13 protein-coding genes are annotated in these 16,181 nt (G+C 39.7%); 9 read left to right on the top strand and 4 right to left on the bottom strand.

What is annotated here, in order from left to right:
* Nucleotides 1-36: 36 nt before the first annotated feature.
* A complete protein-coding gene (locus THEXY_RS11440) occupies nt 37-885 on the bottom strand; it encodes a 2-oxoacid:ferredoxin oxidoreductase subunit beta (protein ID WP_013788996.1) in 849 nt (282 codons plus the stop codon).
* Nucleotides 886-905: 20 nt separating this feature from the next.
* The gene (locus THEXY_RS11435; RefSeq protein WP_013788995.1) at nt 906-2,594 is read right to left on the bottom strand and encodes a 2-oxoacid:acceptor oxidoreductase subunit alpha; all 1,689 of its coding nucleotides are present in this window, start codon (nt 2,592-2,594) and stop codon (nt 906-908) included.
* A 394-nt stretch (nt 2,595-2,988) separates the two neighbouring features.
* On the opposite strand from THEXY_RS11435, the gene THEXY_RS11430 reads away from it, so the two are divergent.
* The gene (locus THEXY_RS11430) at nt 2,989-3,768 is read left to right on the top strand and encodes an MBL fold metallo-hydrolase (RefSeq protein WP_041592146.1); all 780 of its coding nucleotides are present in this window, start codon (nt 2,989-2,991) and stop codon (nt 3,766-3,768) included.
* 7 nt (nt 3,769-3,775) lie between these two features.
* On the opposite strand, the gene THEXY_RS11425 is transcribed toward THEXY_RS11430, so the two are convergent.
* A complete protein-coding gene (locus THEXY_RS11425) occupies nt 3,776-4,693 on the bottom strand; it encodes a DUF4830 domain-containing protein (protein WP_013788993.1) in 918 nt (305 codons plus the stop codon).
* Between the two features lie 201 nt (nt 4,694-4,894).
* On the opposite strand from THEXY_RS11425, the gene THEXY_RS11420 reads away from it, so the two are divergent.
* The 4 genes from THEXY_RS11420 to thrB are packed head-to-tail and all read left to right on the top strand — an operon-like array spanning nt 4,895 to nt 8,577.
* On the top strand, nt 4,895-5,335 hold the full coding sequence (locus tag THEXY_RS11420) for an ACT domain-containing protein (RefSeq protein ID WP_013788992.1): 441 nt from the start codon (nt 4,895-4,897) through the stop codon (nt 5,333-5,335).
* Nucleotides 5,336-5,364: 29 nt separating this feature from the next.
* On the top strand, nt 5,365-6,624 hold the full coding sequence (locus THEXY_RS11415; protein WP_013788991.1) for a homoserine dehydrogenase: 1,260 nt from the start codon (nt 5,365-5,367) through the stop codon (nt 6,622-6,624).
* On the top strand, nt 6,624-7,679 hold the full coding sequence (thrC, locus tag THEXY_RS11410) for a threonine synthase (protein ID WP_041592145.1): 1,056 nt from the start codon (nt 6,624-6,626) through the stop codon (nt 7,677-7,679). Before THEXY_RS11415 ends, thrC begins: the two co-directional genes overlap by 1 nt.
* Nucleotides 7,672-8,577 (top strand): homoserine kinase, encoded by a 906-nt coding sequence (gene thrB / locus THEXY_RS11405; RefSeq protein ID WP_013788989.1) that lies wholly within the window; start codon nt 7,672-7,674, stop codon nt 8,575-8,577. Before thrC ends, thrB begins: the two co-directional genes overlap by 8 nt.
* A 223-nt stretch (nt 8,578-8,800) precedes the next feature.
* Here thrB and THEXY_RS11400 read toward each other — a convergent pair whose 3' ends face one another.
* Nucleotides 8,801-10,039: an IS110 family RNA-guided transposase gene (locus tag THEXY_RS11400; protein ID WP_195890962.1), complete on the bottom strand. Its 1,239-nt coding sequence runs from the start codon at nt 10,037-10,039 to the stop codon at nt 8,801-8,803.
* Nucleotides 10,040-10,544: 505 nt separating this feature from the next.
* Here THEXY_RS11400 and THEXY_RS11395 point away from each other — a divergent pair.
* The 4 genes from THEXY_RS11395 (at nt 10,545) to serA (ending at nt 16,166) form a co-directional block, all read left to right on the top strand.
* Nucleotides 10,545-11,906, top strand: a complete 1,362-nt coding sequence (locus THEXY_RS11395; RefSeq protein WP_013788987.1) for a S41 family peptidase — start codon at nt 10,545-10,547, stop codon at nt 11,904-11,906.
* Nucleotides 11,907-12,210: 304 nt separating this feature from the next.
* On the top strand, nt 12,211-13,329 hold the full coding sequence (locus THEXY_RS11390) for a glycerate kinase (protein WP_013788986.1): 1,119 nt from the start codon (nt 12,211-12,213) through the stop codon (nt 13,327-13,329).
* 127 nt (nt 13,330-13,456) lie between these two features.
* The gene (locus THEXY_RS11385; protein WP_013788985.1) at nt 13,457-14,542 is read left to right on the top strand and encodes a pyridoxal-phosphate-dependent aminotransferase family protein; all 1,086 of its coding nucleotides are present in this window, start codon (nt 13,457-13,459) and stop codon (nt 14,540-14,542) included.
* Between the two features lie 22 nt (nt 14,543-14,564).
* Nucleotides 14,565-16,166: a phosphoglycerate dehydrogenase gene (serA, locus tag THEXY_RS11380; protein ID WP_013788984.1), complete on the top strand. Its 1,602-nt coding sequence runs from the start codon at nt 14,565-14,567 to the stop codon at nt 16,164-16,166.
* Nucleotides 16,167-16,181 lie beyond the last annotated feature (15 nt).

Genomic DNA, 16,181 nt, shown 5'->3' with positions numbered 1-16,181 from the left:
AAAGGGAACTATCCAAATGGATGGTTCCCTAACTTTTTATCGAAAGTCATCTAAGTATTTTTCTGCCATCATCGGGTCCAATTTAGCATCTACCAATGGTGGACCATCTTTTAAAAAGCCTATATTGTCGATATACGTAGGTTTTTTTACCTTGTATATTATGCCTATCGGTATCCTGTCGCCCCATTCATCAGCTACTTTGAAGGCATTGTCTAAATCGGTGTAGTCGTAGTCATCTGGAAGCTCATACACCCTGTCATTGTACCATTTAAACGTATTTACCCTGTTAAATGTAACACATGGCTGGAAGATGTCTAAAAGAGCATATCCGTCGTACATTATGGCTTCTTTCATCATCTTCTTAAGATGTTCATAATTTCCAGAAAAGCTTCTTGCTACAAATCCAGCTCCCATTGTAAGGGCCAGCTTTATTGGCTTTACAGGATCTAAGATTACGCCGTCAAACTGCAAACTTGTCTTTTGCCCTTTTGCCGTCGTAGGTGATGCTTGACCTTTTGTCAAGCCGTATATTTGGTTGTCGTGGACGAAGTGGGCGATGTTTGCATTTCTCCTAATTGCGTGTATAAAGTGGTTTCCGCCTTCGCCGTACGTATCCCCATCTCCAGAGTCTATTATCACTTTAAGGTCTTTGTTTACGATGTTTATGGCTGTTGCAGGAGGCAAAGCCCTTCCGTGAAGTCCATTAAATCCATTTACGCTTATGTAGTGTGGCATCTTTGCGGCTTGTCCTATTCCTGATGCTATCACAACTTGATGGGGTTTTAGGCCAAGCTCAGTAAGGGCGTCCTTTAAAGCATTAAGTATGCCGAAGTTTCCACATCCAGGGCACCACGCCGTTTCATAGGTTTCAAATGCGGTATTCATTAAATCATCCCTTTCTCAATTTAATACAAGCTTGACGATTTTGTCATTTCTCTCACTTTGTCGTAGATGTATTTGGAGCTCATCATGCGACCGTCGTATTTAAGTATGTGTTCATCAGCCTTTATAAGGGCATTTTCTCTCATGAGGCTGTCAAGCTGTGCTGTGGCATTTTGCTCAACATCAATTATCATCTTTGCAAATTTTCCGTACTTTTTTATAAGCTTTGTAGGAAATGGCCATATATCGCCGAAAGATAATGCTCCTACTGACATTCCATCCTTTAAAAGCATGTCTACTGCTTCTTTTACAGGACCGTACGTTGAACCCCAGCAGGTTATGAGTACATCAGGATTTTCAGCACCCATAAATAGAGGCTCTTGAATTTCTTCTTTTAATAGCTTAAATTTTTTCATCCTCTTATTTACCATCTTTACCCTTACATCCTGTGACTCTGTAATGTGGCCAAATTCATCGTGTTCATCGCTATCTATAAGGACTGTAGCACCTTCTACTTTGCCTGGTATTATCCTTGGCGATATGCCGCTTTCTGTCAGTTTGTACCGCTTATACACGCCATTTTCCAACGCTTCATCGCCTGATATATACCTTTCTATCTTTATCTTAGTAAAATCAAAAGGCTTTACAGTCACACCTGAATCTGCCAGGTACTGGTCGCTTACAAGTATGACAGGTACCTGGTACTTGTCTGCTATGTTAAATGCCCTTGCAGTCTGATAAAATGCATCTTCAGGGTTTCTCAATGATATCACCATCTTTGGAAATTCACCGTGGCCTGAATGGATTATGAACCTTAGATCCCCTTGCTCCGTCCTTGTCGGAAAGCCCGTGGCAGGTCCCGGCCTTTGAACTTCCGTTATGACGATGGGGATTTCTGTTATTCCTGCTAAGCTTATGCCTTCCACCATCAGCGCAAATCCTCCACCTGAGCTTCCTGTCATGGCTCTTACTCCGGCGTAGGAGGCTCCTAATGCCATGTTTATGGCAGATATCTCATCTTCTACTTGCTCAACTACTATGCCTGCATCATGAGATTTCTTAGCTATGTAGATCATGACGCTGGTAGATGGTGTCATAGGGTATCCTGAGTAAAATTTGACTCCTGCAGCGATAGCTCCCAATGCGATAGCTTCATTGCCGCTTATGTAGATGTTGTCATCCTTTTTTCCAAGCGGCACGTTAAAAATCTGCTTTGCCATGCTGTAGCCAGCGTCGATAGCCTTTAGATTTGCGTTTAACACATCGCCTTTGAATTCATCGTTTAAAACTGTGTGAGATACGTCTAATGGAATGCCAAAAAGTTTAAGCAGTACGCCTACGGCAGCAGTGCCTAAAACACGGGGATTGCCGCATTCTTTTGCAACTTCTTTAAAATCAAATGACATGTATGCGCTGTTATTTGAAAGGGATTTGTCTAAGATGAGTTTTCCTGAAGGTTTCAAACTTTTAGAGTGCAAATTTACAGTGTCTTCATCGAGAGCGATTATGGCATCAAACTTCTCATCATGTGAATAAATCGGTTTGTCGCCGAACCTTACCTGAATGAAATTGTGACCGCCTCTTACCCGCGACATGTAATCTTTCGTGGAAAATACATACAAGCCGCATCTTTTCAAGGCTTTTTCGATTATGTATGACAAGGTGTCTATTCCCTGACCGGCAGCACCGCCGATCAATACATTGTAGTCCATACATTAGTCCCCCTTTATTTACAATATCTTGTAATTCAATTATACCACTATTGATAATTATTATCAATAAAAATGGAATATTATCTTTAAATAAATATATTTTACAGATGAAAACAGCTAAAATAATTCGCCTGTGATTATCCCACGAGTTATCCACATGTAAATGTGAATATGTGGATAAGTCCTGTGTTAAAAAGTTTGGATAAAGATGCACTAAATTTAGACAAAAAACGACTGTAGAAGTGATGTGAAAAAAGTTGCTCACATTTTGTATGTTGATAAGTCTTGAAAACAGACTTTCTTCAAGTTGCCATAGAAAAAGGGTTTTACTTGTTATATAATATTAGAGGACTTATGAAATTTGGAAGGGGGTAGCCCCGTTTTTGGGTATCTTATGAGGTTCTGTTCACTGAGATCTGGAAGCAGCGGAAACGCTGCATATATCGGTTATAAAGATGTACATATACTTGTGGACGCAGGTTTAAGCGGTAGTACAATAGAAAAAAGCCTTTTAAACATAGATGTAAATCCCCACAGTATCTCAGCAATTTTGATAACGCATGAGCACAATGACCACATAAAAGGTGCTGGTATATTGTCGCGAAGGTACGATATTCCCATATATGCCAATGAGGCAACATGGTCTTCGATGGAAAGCTTCATAGGAGATATCGAGCCTCACAATAAGAGGTTTTTCAAGACGGGCGAAGATTTTACATTGGGCGATGTAAAGATACGACCATTTAAGAAGTCCCACGATGCGTCAGAACCTGTAGGTTTCTCGTTTTTTTGCGGTCAAAATAAAGCCACAATTGCTACAGACTTGGGGTATATAAGTAGAGGGGTGGCAGCGAACATAATGGACTCTGACGTGGTGCTATTAGAGTCAAATCACGACGTGGACATGCTGATGAACGGCACGTACCCATGGCCTTTAAAGAAAAGAATACTTTCGCCACATGGACATCTTTCCAATAAAGATGCGGCAGAGGCCATAAAGAAGTTTATAAAGCTTAAGGCGATAGGCAAAATCTACTTAGGACATCTAAGCCAAAACAACAACAAACCTGAAATAGCGTACAAGACGGTTGTAGATGCGCTTAAGGAAGAGGGCATAGACTACGAGATAAATATGGCATTAAGGTATGCAGAAAGCGACATTGTGGAAATATAAAAGGGCCTTATGGCCCTGTTCCTATTGATTCTATCTTCCACGGTGAGTCTTTTGTTGACTTTGCTATTATAAAGAAGAACGTGTTTCTTCCGTTTTTTGTAGGTGTATTATCTTCATTTTTTAATGTCAGATTTACTGTCACTTTGTACTCTTTGCTTTCGTAGATATTTCTATTCTTTGAAGGTGTGTAACCTTTGTTTTCATCTATGCTTAATACTGTTGCAGATTTTGTATTTAGTTCGAGGCTGTTTGACTCAAAATCGGTATTGTAAAGGACGCCTGCAGGCCTATTGATGTAAAGCATGTCGTGCAGCATATTGATAGATAGAGTTGAATATATTAAGCTTTTGTCGCCTTTGTTTATGCCGTTAAAATATGCGTATATTAGCTCTTCAGGTGTAAGCTTGTCTGTAGATGGAGATGACAATTGCTTTAGGAAACCGTGGGATGCGACCCAGTCTATCCAAGGCCTTTCTGTAAGTGTTTCAATGTAATTTTTCTTAAGCGAAAGAGGCGTCGATGCGTTGAATTCAAGCCATGCCCCTATTATATTTTCTCCATCCCTTAAGATGACTGCATTGACAGGGTACGTGTACTTGCTGCTTTCACCCTGTCCAGGAAGCTTTTCATTAAGCCTGTAGATCACAGCTTTTACTGTCTTGCCTTTGTACTTTTCTATATTATACCCTATGTCTCTCGACAAAAAATTCACTTCAGTCCAATAAAGTCCCACAGGCATAGATGTGCTTTGGATTTTCCAATCCGTTGGTATTGTCACATCAAAATAAGGCGATTCTTTTTCGGGGCTAAAGCCGTATTTAAGCAAAAATTTCGTATCATCATTATAAACATTAAATTGGCCGCCAGAACAAGCAGTCAAAAATAGCGTCAAGGCAATACACGCGAAAATCAAAAACTTCTTCAACTTCATCTCCCCTTTAAAACATTTACCTATATTATATAACAAATTAAATGCTAATTCGTTACAAAATTATAAATTTTTTAAGGCACATTTATGTCCAAAAGATAATTTGCACTTGATTTTTTTAAGAAGCTGTGATAAAATGTTCACAATACACGGATATATGTACACTATATAGATACATAATTGAAAGGGGGCGGAACCTTGCAGGAAGAAAGCAAATTTTACATCATAAGGGAAGAGGTACTATCTGAAGCACTGAAAAAGACCATCTTGGCGAAAGAGCTTTTGGAGACAGGGCAAGCTAAGACCATAAATGAGGCGGTAAAAATGGCAGGCTTATCAAGAAGTGCGTTTTACAAGTACAAAAACTATATTTTTCCTTATTCCAAATTTTCTAAGGGAAAGATAGTGACGCTTTCGCTTTTGTTAGAACACATGCCGGGGATACTGTCGTCAATACTGGATGCAATCGCCATGATGAAGGGCAATGTAATAACTATAAACCAAAGCATGCCGTCCCTTGGCGTTGCCAGCGTCTCTATATCCATAGACACGCAGTACATGGTAAAAGGCATCGAGGAGCTTATAGAGAAAATAGAAGAAGAGCACGGTGTCAGAAAAGTAGAGATTCTCGGTGAATAAATATTGTTTTAGAGAGGAAGGAATTTGCTGTGAAGATAGGTTTAATGGGGCTTGGAACTGTTGGTTCAGGTGTTGTCCACCTGATAGAAGAAAATGGGGATGCCATTGAGAAAAAGATTGGCCAGAAGATAGAGATTAAAAAGATACTTGTGAAGGATCCAGAGAAGAAAAGGATCAAAGAGGCACAAGGCAAAATAACCATAGATCCCTACGACATCTTAGATGATCCAGAGATAGATGTGGTAGTAGAAGTTATGGGGAAAGAGCACCCAGCACTGGAGTACATGAAAGAAGCCATATTAAGAGGTAAAAATGTCGTTACAGCCAATAAGGAAGTCATCGCAAAACATGGCAAAGAGCTTATAAAGCTGGCAAGTGAAAACAACGTAAATCTCCTTTATGAGGCGTCAGTAGGTGGTGGCATACCTATCATAAGGCCATTGAAAAGCTGCCTTGCTGCCAACAAGATATATGAGATAAAAGGGATCTTGAATGGAACCACCAACTATATACTGACAGAGATGAAGTCGAGGGGGCTAAGTTTTGAAGGAGTATTGAAAGAGGCACAGCAGAAAGGGTATGCTGAGCTGGATCCCACAGATGATGTGGATGGGTTTGATGCTGCAAGGAAGCTGGCTATACTGTGTACACTTTCATTTAACAAGTACGTTATGCCTGATAATATATACACAAAAGGAATTAGGACCATATCAAAAGAAGACATAAAGTACGCCGATGAATTGGGCTTTACCATAAAGCTCATAGCTTACGGCAGACTTGACGAAAATGAAAAGTTGGAAGCATGGGTACATCCTGTCATGATATCAAAGAAAAATCCGCTAAATGGCGTAAACGGCGTTTACAATGCTATTCTCGTGGAAGGCAATGCGGTTGGAAGGCTTATGTTCTACGGACAAGGCGCCGGCATGATGCCTACAGCCAGTGCAGTTGTAGCTGATGTCATCGATGTGGCAAATCATATACCTACTCAAAACGGCTACGATGATGCAGCGATGAAAGACATTGTGGATACAGTATCCAAATACTATATAAGGATAATAGCCCTCGATAAACCAGGTGTCATGAGCAAAGTCACAGGAGTTTTAGGGCAGGAAGGCATAAGCTTAGTGTCTGTCGTTCAAAAAGAGGTTTTGGGAGAATATGCTGAGATAGTCCTTATAACCCACAATGCGTTGACAAAAAATCTTTTTACGGCATTGGATGAAATAGAAAAGCTAAAAGAGGTTGACAGAGTCGCCAGCGTAATAAGAGTGGAGGGGGAAGAATGATGGAATGGGATGGAATAATAAAGTCGTATAGAAGATACATGCCTAAAATAGACGATGAGAATATAATCACGCTAAAAGAAGGAAACACACCCCTTATAGAAGCTGAAAACATCGAGAAGGATTTTCCGGGGTTAAAGATCTATTTAAAGTACGAAGGTTTAAATCCGACAGGCTCTTTTAAAGATAGAGGCATGACGGTAGCCGTATCAATGGCAAAGCAGGAAGGCTCGCAGGCTGTCGTGTGTGCATCAACAGGCAATACATCCGCATCGGCGGCTGCTTATGCATCAAAAGCCGGACTTAAATGCGTCGTTCTGATTCCAGGTGGAAAGATAGCGTTAGGAAAATTAGCTCAGGCAATAGCGTATGGTGCAGAAGTCGTCGCCATAAACGGCAATTTTGATGATGCATTAAACCTTGTGAGGGAGATATCGAAAATGCACCCTATAACCGTAGTAAATTCCATAAACCCGTACAGATTGGAAGGGCAGAAATCATCGTCGTTTGAAATATGCGATACGCTTAAGAAGGCTCCTGATTATCTGGCACTTCCTGTTGGCAATGCGGGAAATATTACGGCGTATTGGATGGGCTTTAAAGAGTATTACTGCAATGGCATGATCGACAGTCTGCCTAAGATGATAGGATTTCAAGCGGCAGGCGCAGCCCCTATCGTGGAAAATAGGGTATTTGAGCACCCTGAGACGATAGCAACAGCCATAAGAATTGGAAACCCAGCCAGTTGGCAGAAAGCCGTTGCAGCAAGGGACGAATCAGGTGGCCTTATAGATAAGGTGACGGACGATGAGATATTAGAGGCGTACTCGTACCTTGCCAAGAGGGAAGGGATCTTTGCAGAGCCTGCCTCATGTGCTTCTATTGCAGGCGTCATAAAGAAGTACAGAGAGGGTCTTTTCAAAGAGGGTGATACTGTCGTGTGCGTCTTGACAGGAAATGGGCTTAAAGATCCTGATACAGCCATAAACTTAGGCGGGAAAAGCGTAAAGACTGTGGATGCTGACTTAAAATCATTGGAAGGTGCAATATATGGTTAAGTCTGTCTGCGTGAGGGTGCCTGCATCTACAGCTAACTTAGGCCCTGGGTTTGACTGCCTGGGTATTGCGCTAAATCTTTACAATGAAATCTACATGGAGATAAAAGGCCATAAACTGGAAATTGATGTTGAAGGGGAAGGCATTTTAAATATAGAGCGAAACGAAGAAAATCTGATTTATAAAGCAGCCAAGAAAATTTTTGACAAAGCCAATATTTCTGTAGATGGGCTTTACATAAAGTCTAAAAATGGCATTCCGACGGGAAGTGGCTTAGGAAGCAGTGCGGCGGCTATAATAGGCGGACTTGTAGCTGCAAATGCTTTAATCGGAAGTCCTGTAAGTAGAGATGAAATATTAGACATAGCCTCATCGATGGAAGGCCATGCTGACAATGTATCTCCTGCTTTAAACGGCGGCTTCAATGTGGCTACTTTTGATGGGAAAAAGACTTATTTTGTAAAAAAAGAGTTGGACGACCACATTGCGTTTTTAGCCTTTTACCCTAAAAGAGAGCTTTTGACTTCAAAGGCAAGAGGCGTGTTGCCGTCTATCATCGAATTTAGAAGCGCAGTATTTAATGTAGGAAGATCATCCCTTTTTACGGCGTCCATATTCTCAGGCAGATATGATTTGCTTAAATACGCCTCGCAGGACATGCTGCATCAAGTGTACAGGAAAGAATTCATTAAAGAGATGTACTACGTAATAGAGGAGGCGTTGGATAAAGGGGCATATGCTGCATTTTTAAGCGGTGCAGGGCCTACCATGATGGCTATGGTTGATAAAAGTGCCTTAAGCCATGTAGAAGAAGCCATAAAGAAGGTGTACGAAGATAGAGGTATAGAGTGTAGCGTTTATAAATTAAAGTGCGACAATGACGGCGCTACAATCATATAAAGGTCTAATATTAGGCCTTTATTTTATATTTACGTAAGATGGTTGAAAATTTTGTGGTATAATTAAGGTAAATTATTCTTAAGTATTTCGGTAATATGTCAAGGGGTGATTAAAAAAATCAAAAAATTTTTTAAAAAAATAGCTAAAAAAGAGTATAGCAAAGCTAACCATTACCAAAAACAGCAATGGAAATATATGTTAATTATGGGAATAGAATAATATGTTATTCTTTACAATCATCTCCTTTCATTGCTGGTGGTTTATAAAGTTTTTCTTCGCGCAGCAGAGCAAAGACTAACCTTACAGCTTTGCGTGCCGTTAAAACTAAAGCACGTTTGTGTTTATGAGTTTTACTTTCATTAAATTTGCGAGCATAGTATTGTGAAAACTCAGGACAATATTTCCTAAGTTGGTCGGCTGCTTGAATAAAGTAATATCTGAGATACTCATTACCAGTGCGTTTTAAATAAGTGTCCTCTGCTTTAAAATCCGCAGACTGGTATTCTGACCAATATATGCCGGAAAACTTTGCAAGAGCATTATCATTATCAAACCTTGATATTCCGCCTATCTCAGATATTAGGCCAGCTGCTATAGTTGGACCAATGCCATTTACTGAAGTAAGACAAAGAAATTGATTCTTAAATCCTTTGACTTCATTGGCAATGGTCTTTTCAGAAGCTTTCTTCTGCTTTTCAAGATACTGTATATTATCAAGACAAGACTTGATAACAAAATTCAAAGAATCATTTACATTAGCGTTGATTCTATAAGATTTGCGTACAGCCTGTTGGAGTAATTTAGCTGTAGCATTAGGGTCATTAAAGTGGTCTCTACCTTTATCAACTAAAAAGGCAACAAGATCTTCAAGCGGTCGAGCCGCAATATCATCAAGAGTTAAAAACTCATTAAATATTTCAGTAGCAGTCGTACCAAAATTATTGCTAAAAACTTTAATCTGACATAAGCCACTAAATTTAAGAAACAGATTGCTTAGGAAATAATTTTTCTCTCTGACAATACTATCAACAATGTGAAAGCGATGGCGGGTAAGCCTTTGGAGAGCAAGGTATCTAAAATCTACAGGACAAGATTTAGGAAGCCTTCCAAACCTTAATTTTTCAGCAATGACAAAAGCATCAACCCAGTCATTCTTAGGCAAATTGCCAAGAGACTTTTTAAAAGCCTTGACAGTATTAGCATTAAAAGTAGTTACAGAAGGATTAAAAGGCTTCAAAGAAGCATGGTCAGCTAAATAATACTGAATATGCCAACCATAGACTGAAGTAGATTCTAGGCCAATAAAAACCTTCTGAATGTTGTATTTATTACAACAATCCAATATATGAGACACTAAAATATTGCAACCAGAAGGATTATTATCTATAGAAAAACGAGAGCAAGCATCAATGCCGTCTTGGTCGAGAATATGAACCTTGACATCATCCAAGCTTATATCCATGCCTACAAAAAGTTTATTCAAAGCTATAGCACCTCCTTTCAAAGGGTAATGGTGTAGATAAAAGTTAATTTGAGATAACCTAGCGACCAGATTATGTAGCAACCTCGCAATTAGCTATTAATATATAAACCTTAATCCTCTGCTGCCAGGGGTTTATATACGACAAAGCAGATTTCGCGTGAGAAAAGGCAAATCTGGTGTAGGGACCATACTTAAAAGAGCGGAAAACCCGCAAGGAGGACAAAAGCCTGTCCCATATTAACTTTACAGTATAATAATGCTACAAGTTATCTCAAAAGTAAACATAAAGGCCGTAAAATAAAAGATGTGACGGCCTGTGCCATGTACTTAATCATTTGATATTTTAGATACATGGCAATAGATGTGATTTCTAAATAAGGTTTTAAAGAAGAGATAATTTCCAATTATAAATGTGTTTTATTAAGTTTTAAGATGTGAGACAAATTTATTGTCTTTAATAATAATTATACGAGGAGGCTATCTTATGAAAAGGCATTTATCAATTTTTATGGCATTTGTAATCGTATTGACACTTGTTTTATCTGCACCTATGGCGGCTTTTGCTGCAACAGCAACACAAGACGACATAAGCAGTTATTTAAATGATTTAGGCTCATTTATGCAGTTTATAAAAGAAAATTATGCAGGTGATGTTACGTACGATCAAATGGAGGAAGGTGCCATACAAGGCATACTATCTTCACTTGATAAGTACAGCACATATTTTACAAAAGATGAGATGGATTCATTTATGGAGTCTACTTCGGGCACATTTACAGGAGTGGGTTTGCAAGTAGAAGAAAGAGGTCAAGACATAGTAGTCGTATCTACTATAAAGGGCTCTCCAGCCTATAAGGCAGGCATACAAAGCGGTTACATAGTAGAGTCTGTCGACGGCAAAGACGTAAAAGGCATGGACATTGCAGATGTCACAAACCTCATAAAAGGTGATAAAGGCACAACTGTCACCATCGACTTTCTTGCAAACGGAAAGACCGTTGAATACAAGCTTGTAAGGGATGTAATAAGCATAAATCCTGTCACATATAAAATAATAAACGGTGTTGGATACATAAGCATAAGTGAGTTTAATGGAAACACTTATGACAATGTTTCAAAGGCTCTTGATTACATGGACCAAAATAATATAAAGAAGCTTGTCATAGATTTAAGGGATAATCCTGGCGGATACCTTCAAGAGGCTGTAGATGTAGCTGGCTATTTCGTGCCGGCAGGCCCTGTTGTAACTGTTGCCATGAACAGCGGAAATGAAACGTACTATTCATATTTAAAAAACCCTAAGTACAAGATAGCAGTTCTCATAAATGGAAACACTGCATCTGCTGCGGAAATACTATCTGGTGCAATACAAGACACAAAGGCGGGAATTCTTGTAGGGGAAAATTCCTATGGCAAAGGGACAGTGCAAGAGGTATTTCCATTTTCTGATGGCAGTGGCATGAAGCTTACAATCGCGAAGTATTTGCTTCCATCTGGCCGCTCCATAAACGGAGTAGGGCTTAAACCTGATGTGGAAGTCAATGACAGCAGAGTGTTTTTGCCTCAGCTTATATACATAAATGATGTAAAAAAAGGCGATACAGGTTACAATGTGAAGCTTTTGCAGTCGTACTTAAGTCTTTTAGGCTACTACAAAGGTGAGCCAAATGGGTACTTTGGCAATGACACATACGATGCACTTATAAGCTTTCAAAAATACGCAGGAATTCCAGCAACAGGTGTCATGGATAGAGGAACTGTCGATGCACTTTCATACTTCTACGGTTTGACACTTAGAAACGATGCACAGCTTGACAAGGCAATTGAGCTTTTAAATCAACAATAGAGAATAATAACTCATTGATATTATTGAAAAAGACAATTTTGAATGAGTGAAGCGACTTGTTGGAAAGCGATAACTAAACTTGGCGAGATCGATGAACGAAAGCAGGGTCGAAGCCATGGATGGCTGAGACGGGCACTTGAGGCATGGACGCCGAATGTGCCCGGAACCCTGCTGAAGTTCAAGATCGAGCTTTAGTTTAGTCGCTTTTCAACTCTGAGAGCAAACGAATCAAAATTGTCTTTTTATCAAAATTACCTACTATTATAGAAAAGATATTTCATTATTTAATACAGGTGGTGAAACAGTGAGGATATTAGTTGCACCTGACTCTTACAAAGGAAGCTTGTCATCAAAGGAAGTCATAGAGGCCATGACGGAAGGCATAAGAAGGGTTGTAGATGCTGAGATTATAAAAGTGCCTATAGCTGACGGCGGAGAAGGCACAGTAGACGCATTGATTTCTTTATCAGGAGGGAAAATCGTAGAGACAGAAGGGATAGGCCCTCTTGGCAATACTGTAAAAAGCTTTTTTGGAATCTTAGATGATGGCACAGCGGTCATAGAGATGGCTGCATCATCTGGTTTAAACCTTGTGCCAGATGACATGAGAGATCCTTTAGTCACTACTACATACGGTGTAGGGCAGCTTATAAAAAAAGCCCTTGACGAAGGATGCCGCAGGTTTATCGTAGGCTTAGGCGGCAGCGCCACAAATGACGGCGGTGCAGGCATGGTTCAAGCTTTAGGAGCAAAGCTCTTGGATGAAGACGGAAAAGACATACCTTACGGTGGGGGGAATCTTTCAAGGCTTAAGGAAATAGACATAGATGGCTTGGATAAGAGGATATACGAAAGCAGCTTCATGGTAGCATCAGATGTTACAAATCCTCTTTGTGGCAAAAACGGTGCATCTTACATTTACGGTCCTCAGAAAGGCGCTACACCTGAAATGGTAGAAATTCTTGATAACAATTTAAATCATTATGCAAATGTTGTAAAAGAAACATTAGGCAAAGATTTTAAAGATACAAAAGGTGCTGGAGCGGCAGGAGGATTGGGTTTTTCATTGATAGCGTTTTTAAATGCCAAAGTAAGATCTGGCATAGAAATAGTTATGGATGCCGCAAATATGGAGGAAAAGATAAAGTCATGTGATATTGTAATAACAGGCGAAGGCAATACAGACTTTCAAACTGCATTTGGCAAGGCGCCAGCAGGTATAGCGAAAATCGCCCAAAGATACGGCAAGAAAGTCATAATCCTTTCAGGCGGTTTAGGCTATGGATACAAAGAGCTTTATAAAATAGGTGTTACAGCAATGTTTAGCATAGTGGATAGACCTATGACGATAGATGAAGCCGTACATGATGCCAAAAGGCTTATATCTGACAGGATGGAGGACATAATCCGCTTATTTGTCTGATTTTTGTATAAAGTAAACTAATACATACCATAATGTCTACTTATAGTAGACATTTGTTTTTTACTATTGCATTTTTTTCTTTAATAGTTTATCATATTAAATAAATATTTAAAAAGGTGTGAAGCTTATGAAAAATAGGATTCTCATGACACCGGGACCTACTATGGTGCCAAAGGAAGTGTTGGACGTATGCCATCTTCAGCCGTATCACCATAGGACGCCGGAATATTTTAAATTATTTTCAGATCTTAATTCAAACCTTAAAAAGATATTTAAGACAAACATGGATGTGTTGACGCTGACATCGTCAGGTACAGGCGGTATGGAGGCCGTCGTGGCAAATCTTTTTAAAAGAGGCGATAAAGTCTTGGTGGCCAGCATAGGCCATTTTGGAGAGAGGTTTTACGACATAACAAAAGCCTACGGACTTGATTCTGATATCATTGATTTTGGTTGGGGCAATGCAGTCCATCTTGACATTTTAAATGATGCATTGAAAAAAGATAAGTACAAGGCTTTGATTGTGACACAGAATGAAACGTCAACAGGTGTCACAAACGATGTAAAATCAATAGCTGATGTAGCCAAAAAGCACGGTACGCTTATCGTAGTTGACGCTGTAAGCTCATTAGGCGGCATACCACTTAATATGGATGAGTGGGGGTTAGATGCAGTTATTACCTGTTCACAGAAGTGCCTGATGTCTCCTCCGGGATTAAGCTTTGTGGCTTTAAGCGAGAGAGCATGGCAGATGGCAGAGGAGTCTGATCTTCCTAAGTATTATTTTGACCTTAAGAAGGCGAGAAAAGGCGTGCAGAGCGAAAAGCCGGAAAATCCGTATACACCAGCGGTTTCCACAATTATGGCCGTAAAGAAGGCTACAGACATGCTTCTTAATATAGGTATGGACACAGTATACAAAAATCAACATGCAATCGGTGAAAAGGTGAGGAAAACCGTAAAAGACATGGGGCTTAAGCTTTTCCCAGATGAAGCCATATCGTCAGATCTTTTGACGGCAGTACAAGTGCCAGAAGGATATAAAGCAGGCGATATAATAAACTATATGTCAGAAAAAGGTATACTGGTGACAGGTGGACAAGGGCATTTAAAAGGTAAAATAATCAGGATTGGCCACATGGGATATGTTACAGATGAAATGCTTAATTTGACATTTAATGCATTAAAAAGTGCACTTTTAGATTTATCTTAATTTTGTTTAAGGGGGATTTATTGTGAAAGTATTGGTGACGGAGAGAATTGCCGAAAGCGGCATAGAGTACCTTAAAAATCATGCGGATGTGGATTTTAAACTGGATCTATCAAGAGAAGAACTCTTAAATATCATAGGCGATTACGATGCAATAGTCGTAAGAAGTGTTACAAACGTAGATAGAGAGCTTATATCAAAAGGGAAAAACCTAAAAGTAATAGGAAGGGCAGGCAATGGCGTCGATAATATAGACCTTTTGGCAGCAACGGAAAAAGGCATAATTGTCGTAAATACTCCTGAAGGCAACATCATATCGGCTGCAGAGCATACGATTGGGCTTATGCTATCTATTGCCAGAAACATACCGCAGGCTTACATTGGTGCAAAAAATGGCGACTTCAGGAGAAACAAGTTTAAAGGCGTAGAGCTAAGCGGCAAAACAGTAGGCATAATTGGACTTGGCAGGATAGGATCATTAGTTGCAACGAGGCTTGCAGCATTTGACATGAAGGTAATCGCTTATGACCCTTATATACCAGACAGCCGCTTTGAAAAGTTTGGCGCAAGAAAAGTATCATTTGACGAGCTTTTGCAAGAATCCGACTTTATAACTATCCATACACCAAAGACGGAGGAGACCATTGACATAATAAGCCATGAGGAATTTAAAAAAGTCAAAAAAGGTGTAAGAATTGTAAACTGCGCAAGAGGCGGTCTTATAAATGAAGAAGCTTTGTACGACGCAGTCAAAGAAGGAATTGTTGCTGCGGCTGCATTGGACGTATTCAAAGTTGAACCGTCTTATGACAGGGAAAAGCAGGATTTTCACAATAAACTTTTAGAGCTTCCAAATGTGGTAGTTACTCCACATTTAGGTGCTTCAACTATAGAAGCGCAAAACAATGTAGGCATATCTGTCGCAAAAGAAGTGATAACGGCATTAAGTGGGAAACTTTACGGCAACATAGTAAATCTCCCTGATGTAAAGGCCGATGAATTTGGAGAATTGAAGCCATACATGAAGCTTTGCGAAGCAATGGGTTCACTTTACTATCAGATAAGCGATGTGCCTGCAAAAACGGTAGAGATAATATACAGAGGAGAAATATCCAGTCTAAATACAGAAGTCGTCACGCTTCACGCATTGAAAGGACTTTTAAAACCTGCCTTAAAAGAAGGCATAAGCATTGTAAATGCAAGGCTAAGGGCAAAGGAAATGGGTATAGAAGTCATAGATGGCAAGATAGAAGAAATAGATCACTATTCAAGCCTTGTCACCATAACTGTGATTGACACAAAAGGGGAAGCTTATAAGTTTTCAGGGACAACTTATGGCGATGAAATACGTATCGTAGAATACTTGGGGCACAGGGTTAACTTTGAGCCTACAGAGTACATGCTTTTTGTTAAAAATAAAGATGTGCCTGGGGTAATTGGACACATCGGAAATGTATTGGGGGACTTTGGCATAAACATATCTTCCATGCATGTAAGCCCCAATAAAAACGACGGGACTGCTCTCATGATCGTAAATACAGATAGAGAAATCCCTATTGAGGCCGTAGAATCATTAAACAAACTAAACAGCATATTGAGGGCAAAGGCAGTCAGAAATTTGATATGATAAATCTCCCATCTA

Source organism: Thermoanaerobacterium xylanolyticum LX-11 (assembly GCF_000189775.2).
Lineage (GTDB): Bacteria > Bacillota > Thermoanaerobacteria > Thermoanaerobacterales > Thermoanaerobacteraceae > Thermoanaerobacterium > Thermoanaerobacterium thermosulfurigenes.
Note: the sequence above shows the minus strand (reverse complement) of the source record. Positions and strands in the feature narration are given on the sequence as shown.

Coding starts and splice junctions, on each gene's coding strand:
- THEXY_RS11440 (WP_013788996.1), bottom strand. CDS start 885: ATGAATACCGCATTTGAAACCTATGAAACGGCGTGGTGCCCTGGATGT.
- THEXY_RS11435 (WP_013788995.1), bottom strand. CDS start 2,594: ATGGACTACAATGTATTGATCGGCGGTGCTGCCGGTCAGGGAATAGAC.
- THEXY_RS11430 (WP_041592146.1), top strand. CDS start 2,989: ATGAGGTTCTGTTCACTGAGATCTGGAAGCAGCGGAAACGCTGCATAT.
- thrC (WP_041592145.1), top strand. CDS start 6,624: ATGGAATGGGATGGAATAATAAAGTCGTATAGAAGATACATGCCTAAA.
- thrB (WP_013788989.1), top strand. CDS start 7,672: ATGGTTAAGTCTGTCTGCGTGAGGGTGCCTGCATCTACAGCTAACTTA.
- THEXY_RS11400 (WP_195890962.1), bottom strand. CDS start 10,039: ATGGATATAAGCTTGGATGATGTCAAGGTTCATATTCTCGACCAAGAC.
- THEXY_RS11395 (WP_013788987.1), top strand. CDS start 10,545: ATGAAAAGGCATTTATCAATTTTTATGGCATTTGTAATCGTATTGACA.
- THEXY_RS11385 (WP_013788985.1), top strand. CDS start 13,457: ATGAAAAATAGGATTCTCATGACACCGGGACCTACTATGGTGCCAAAG.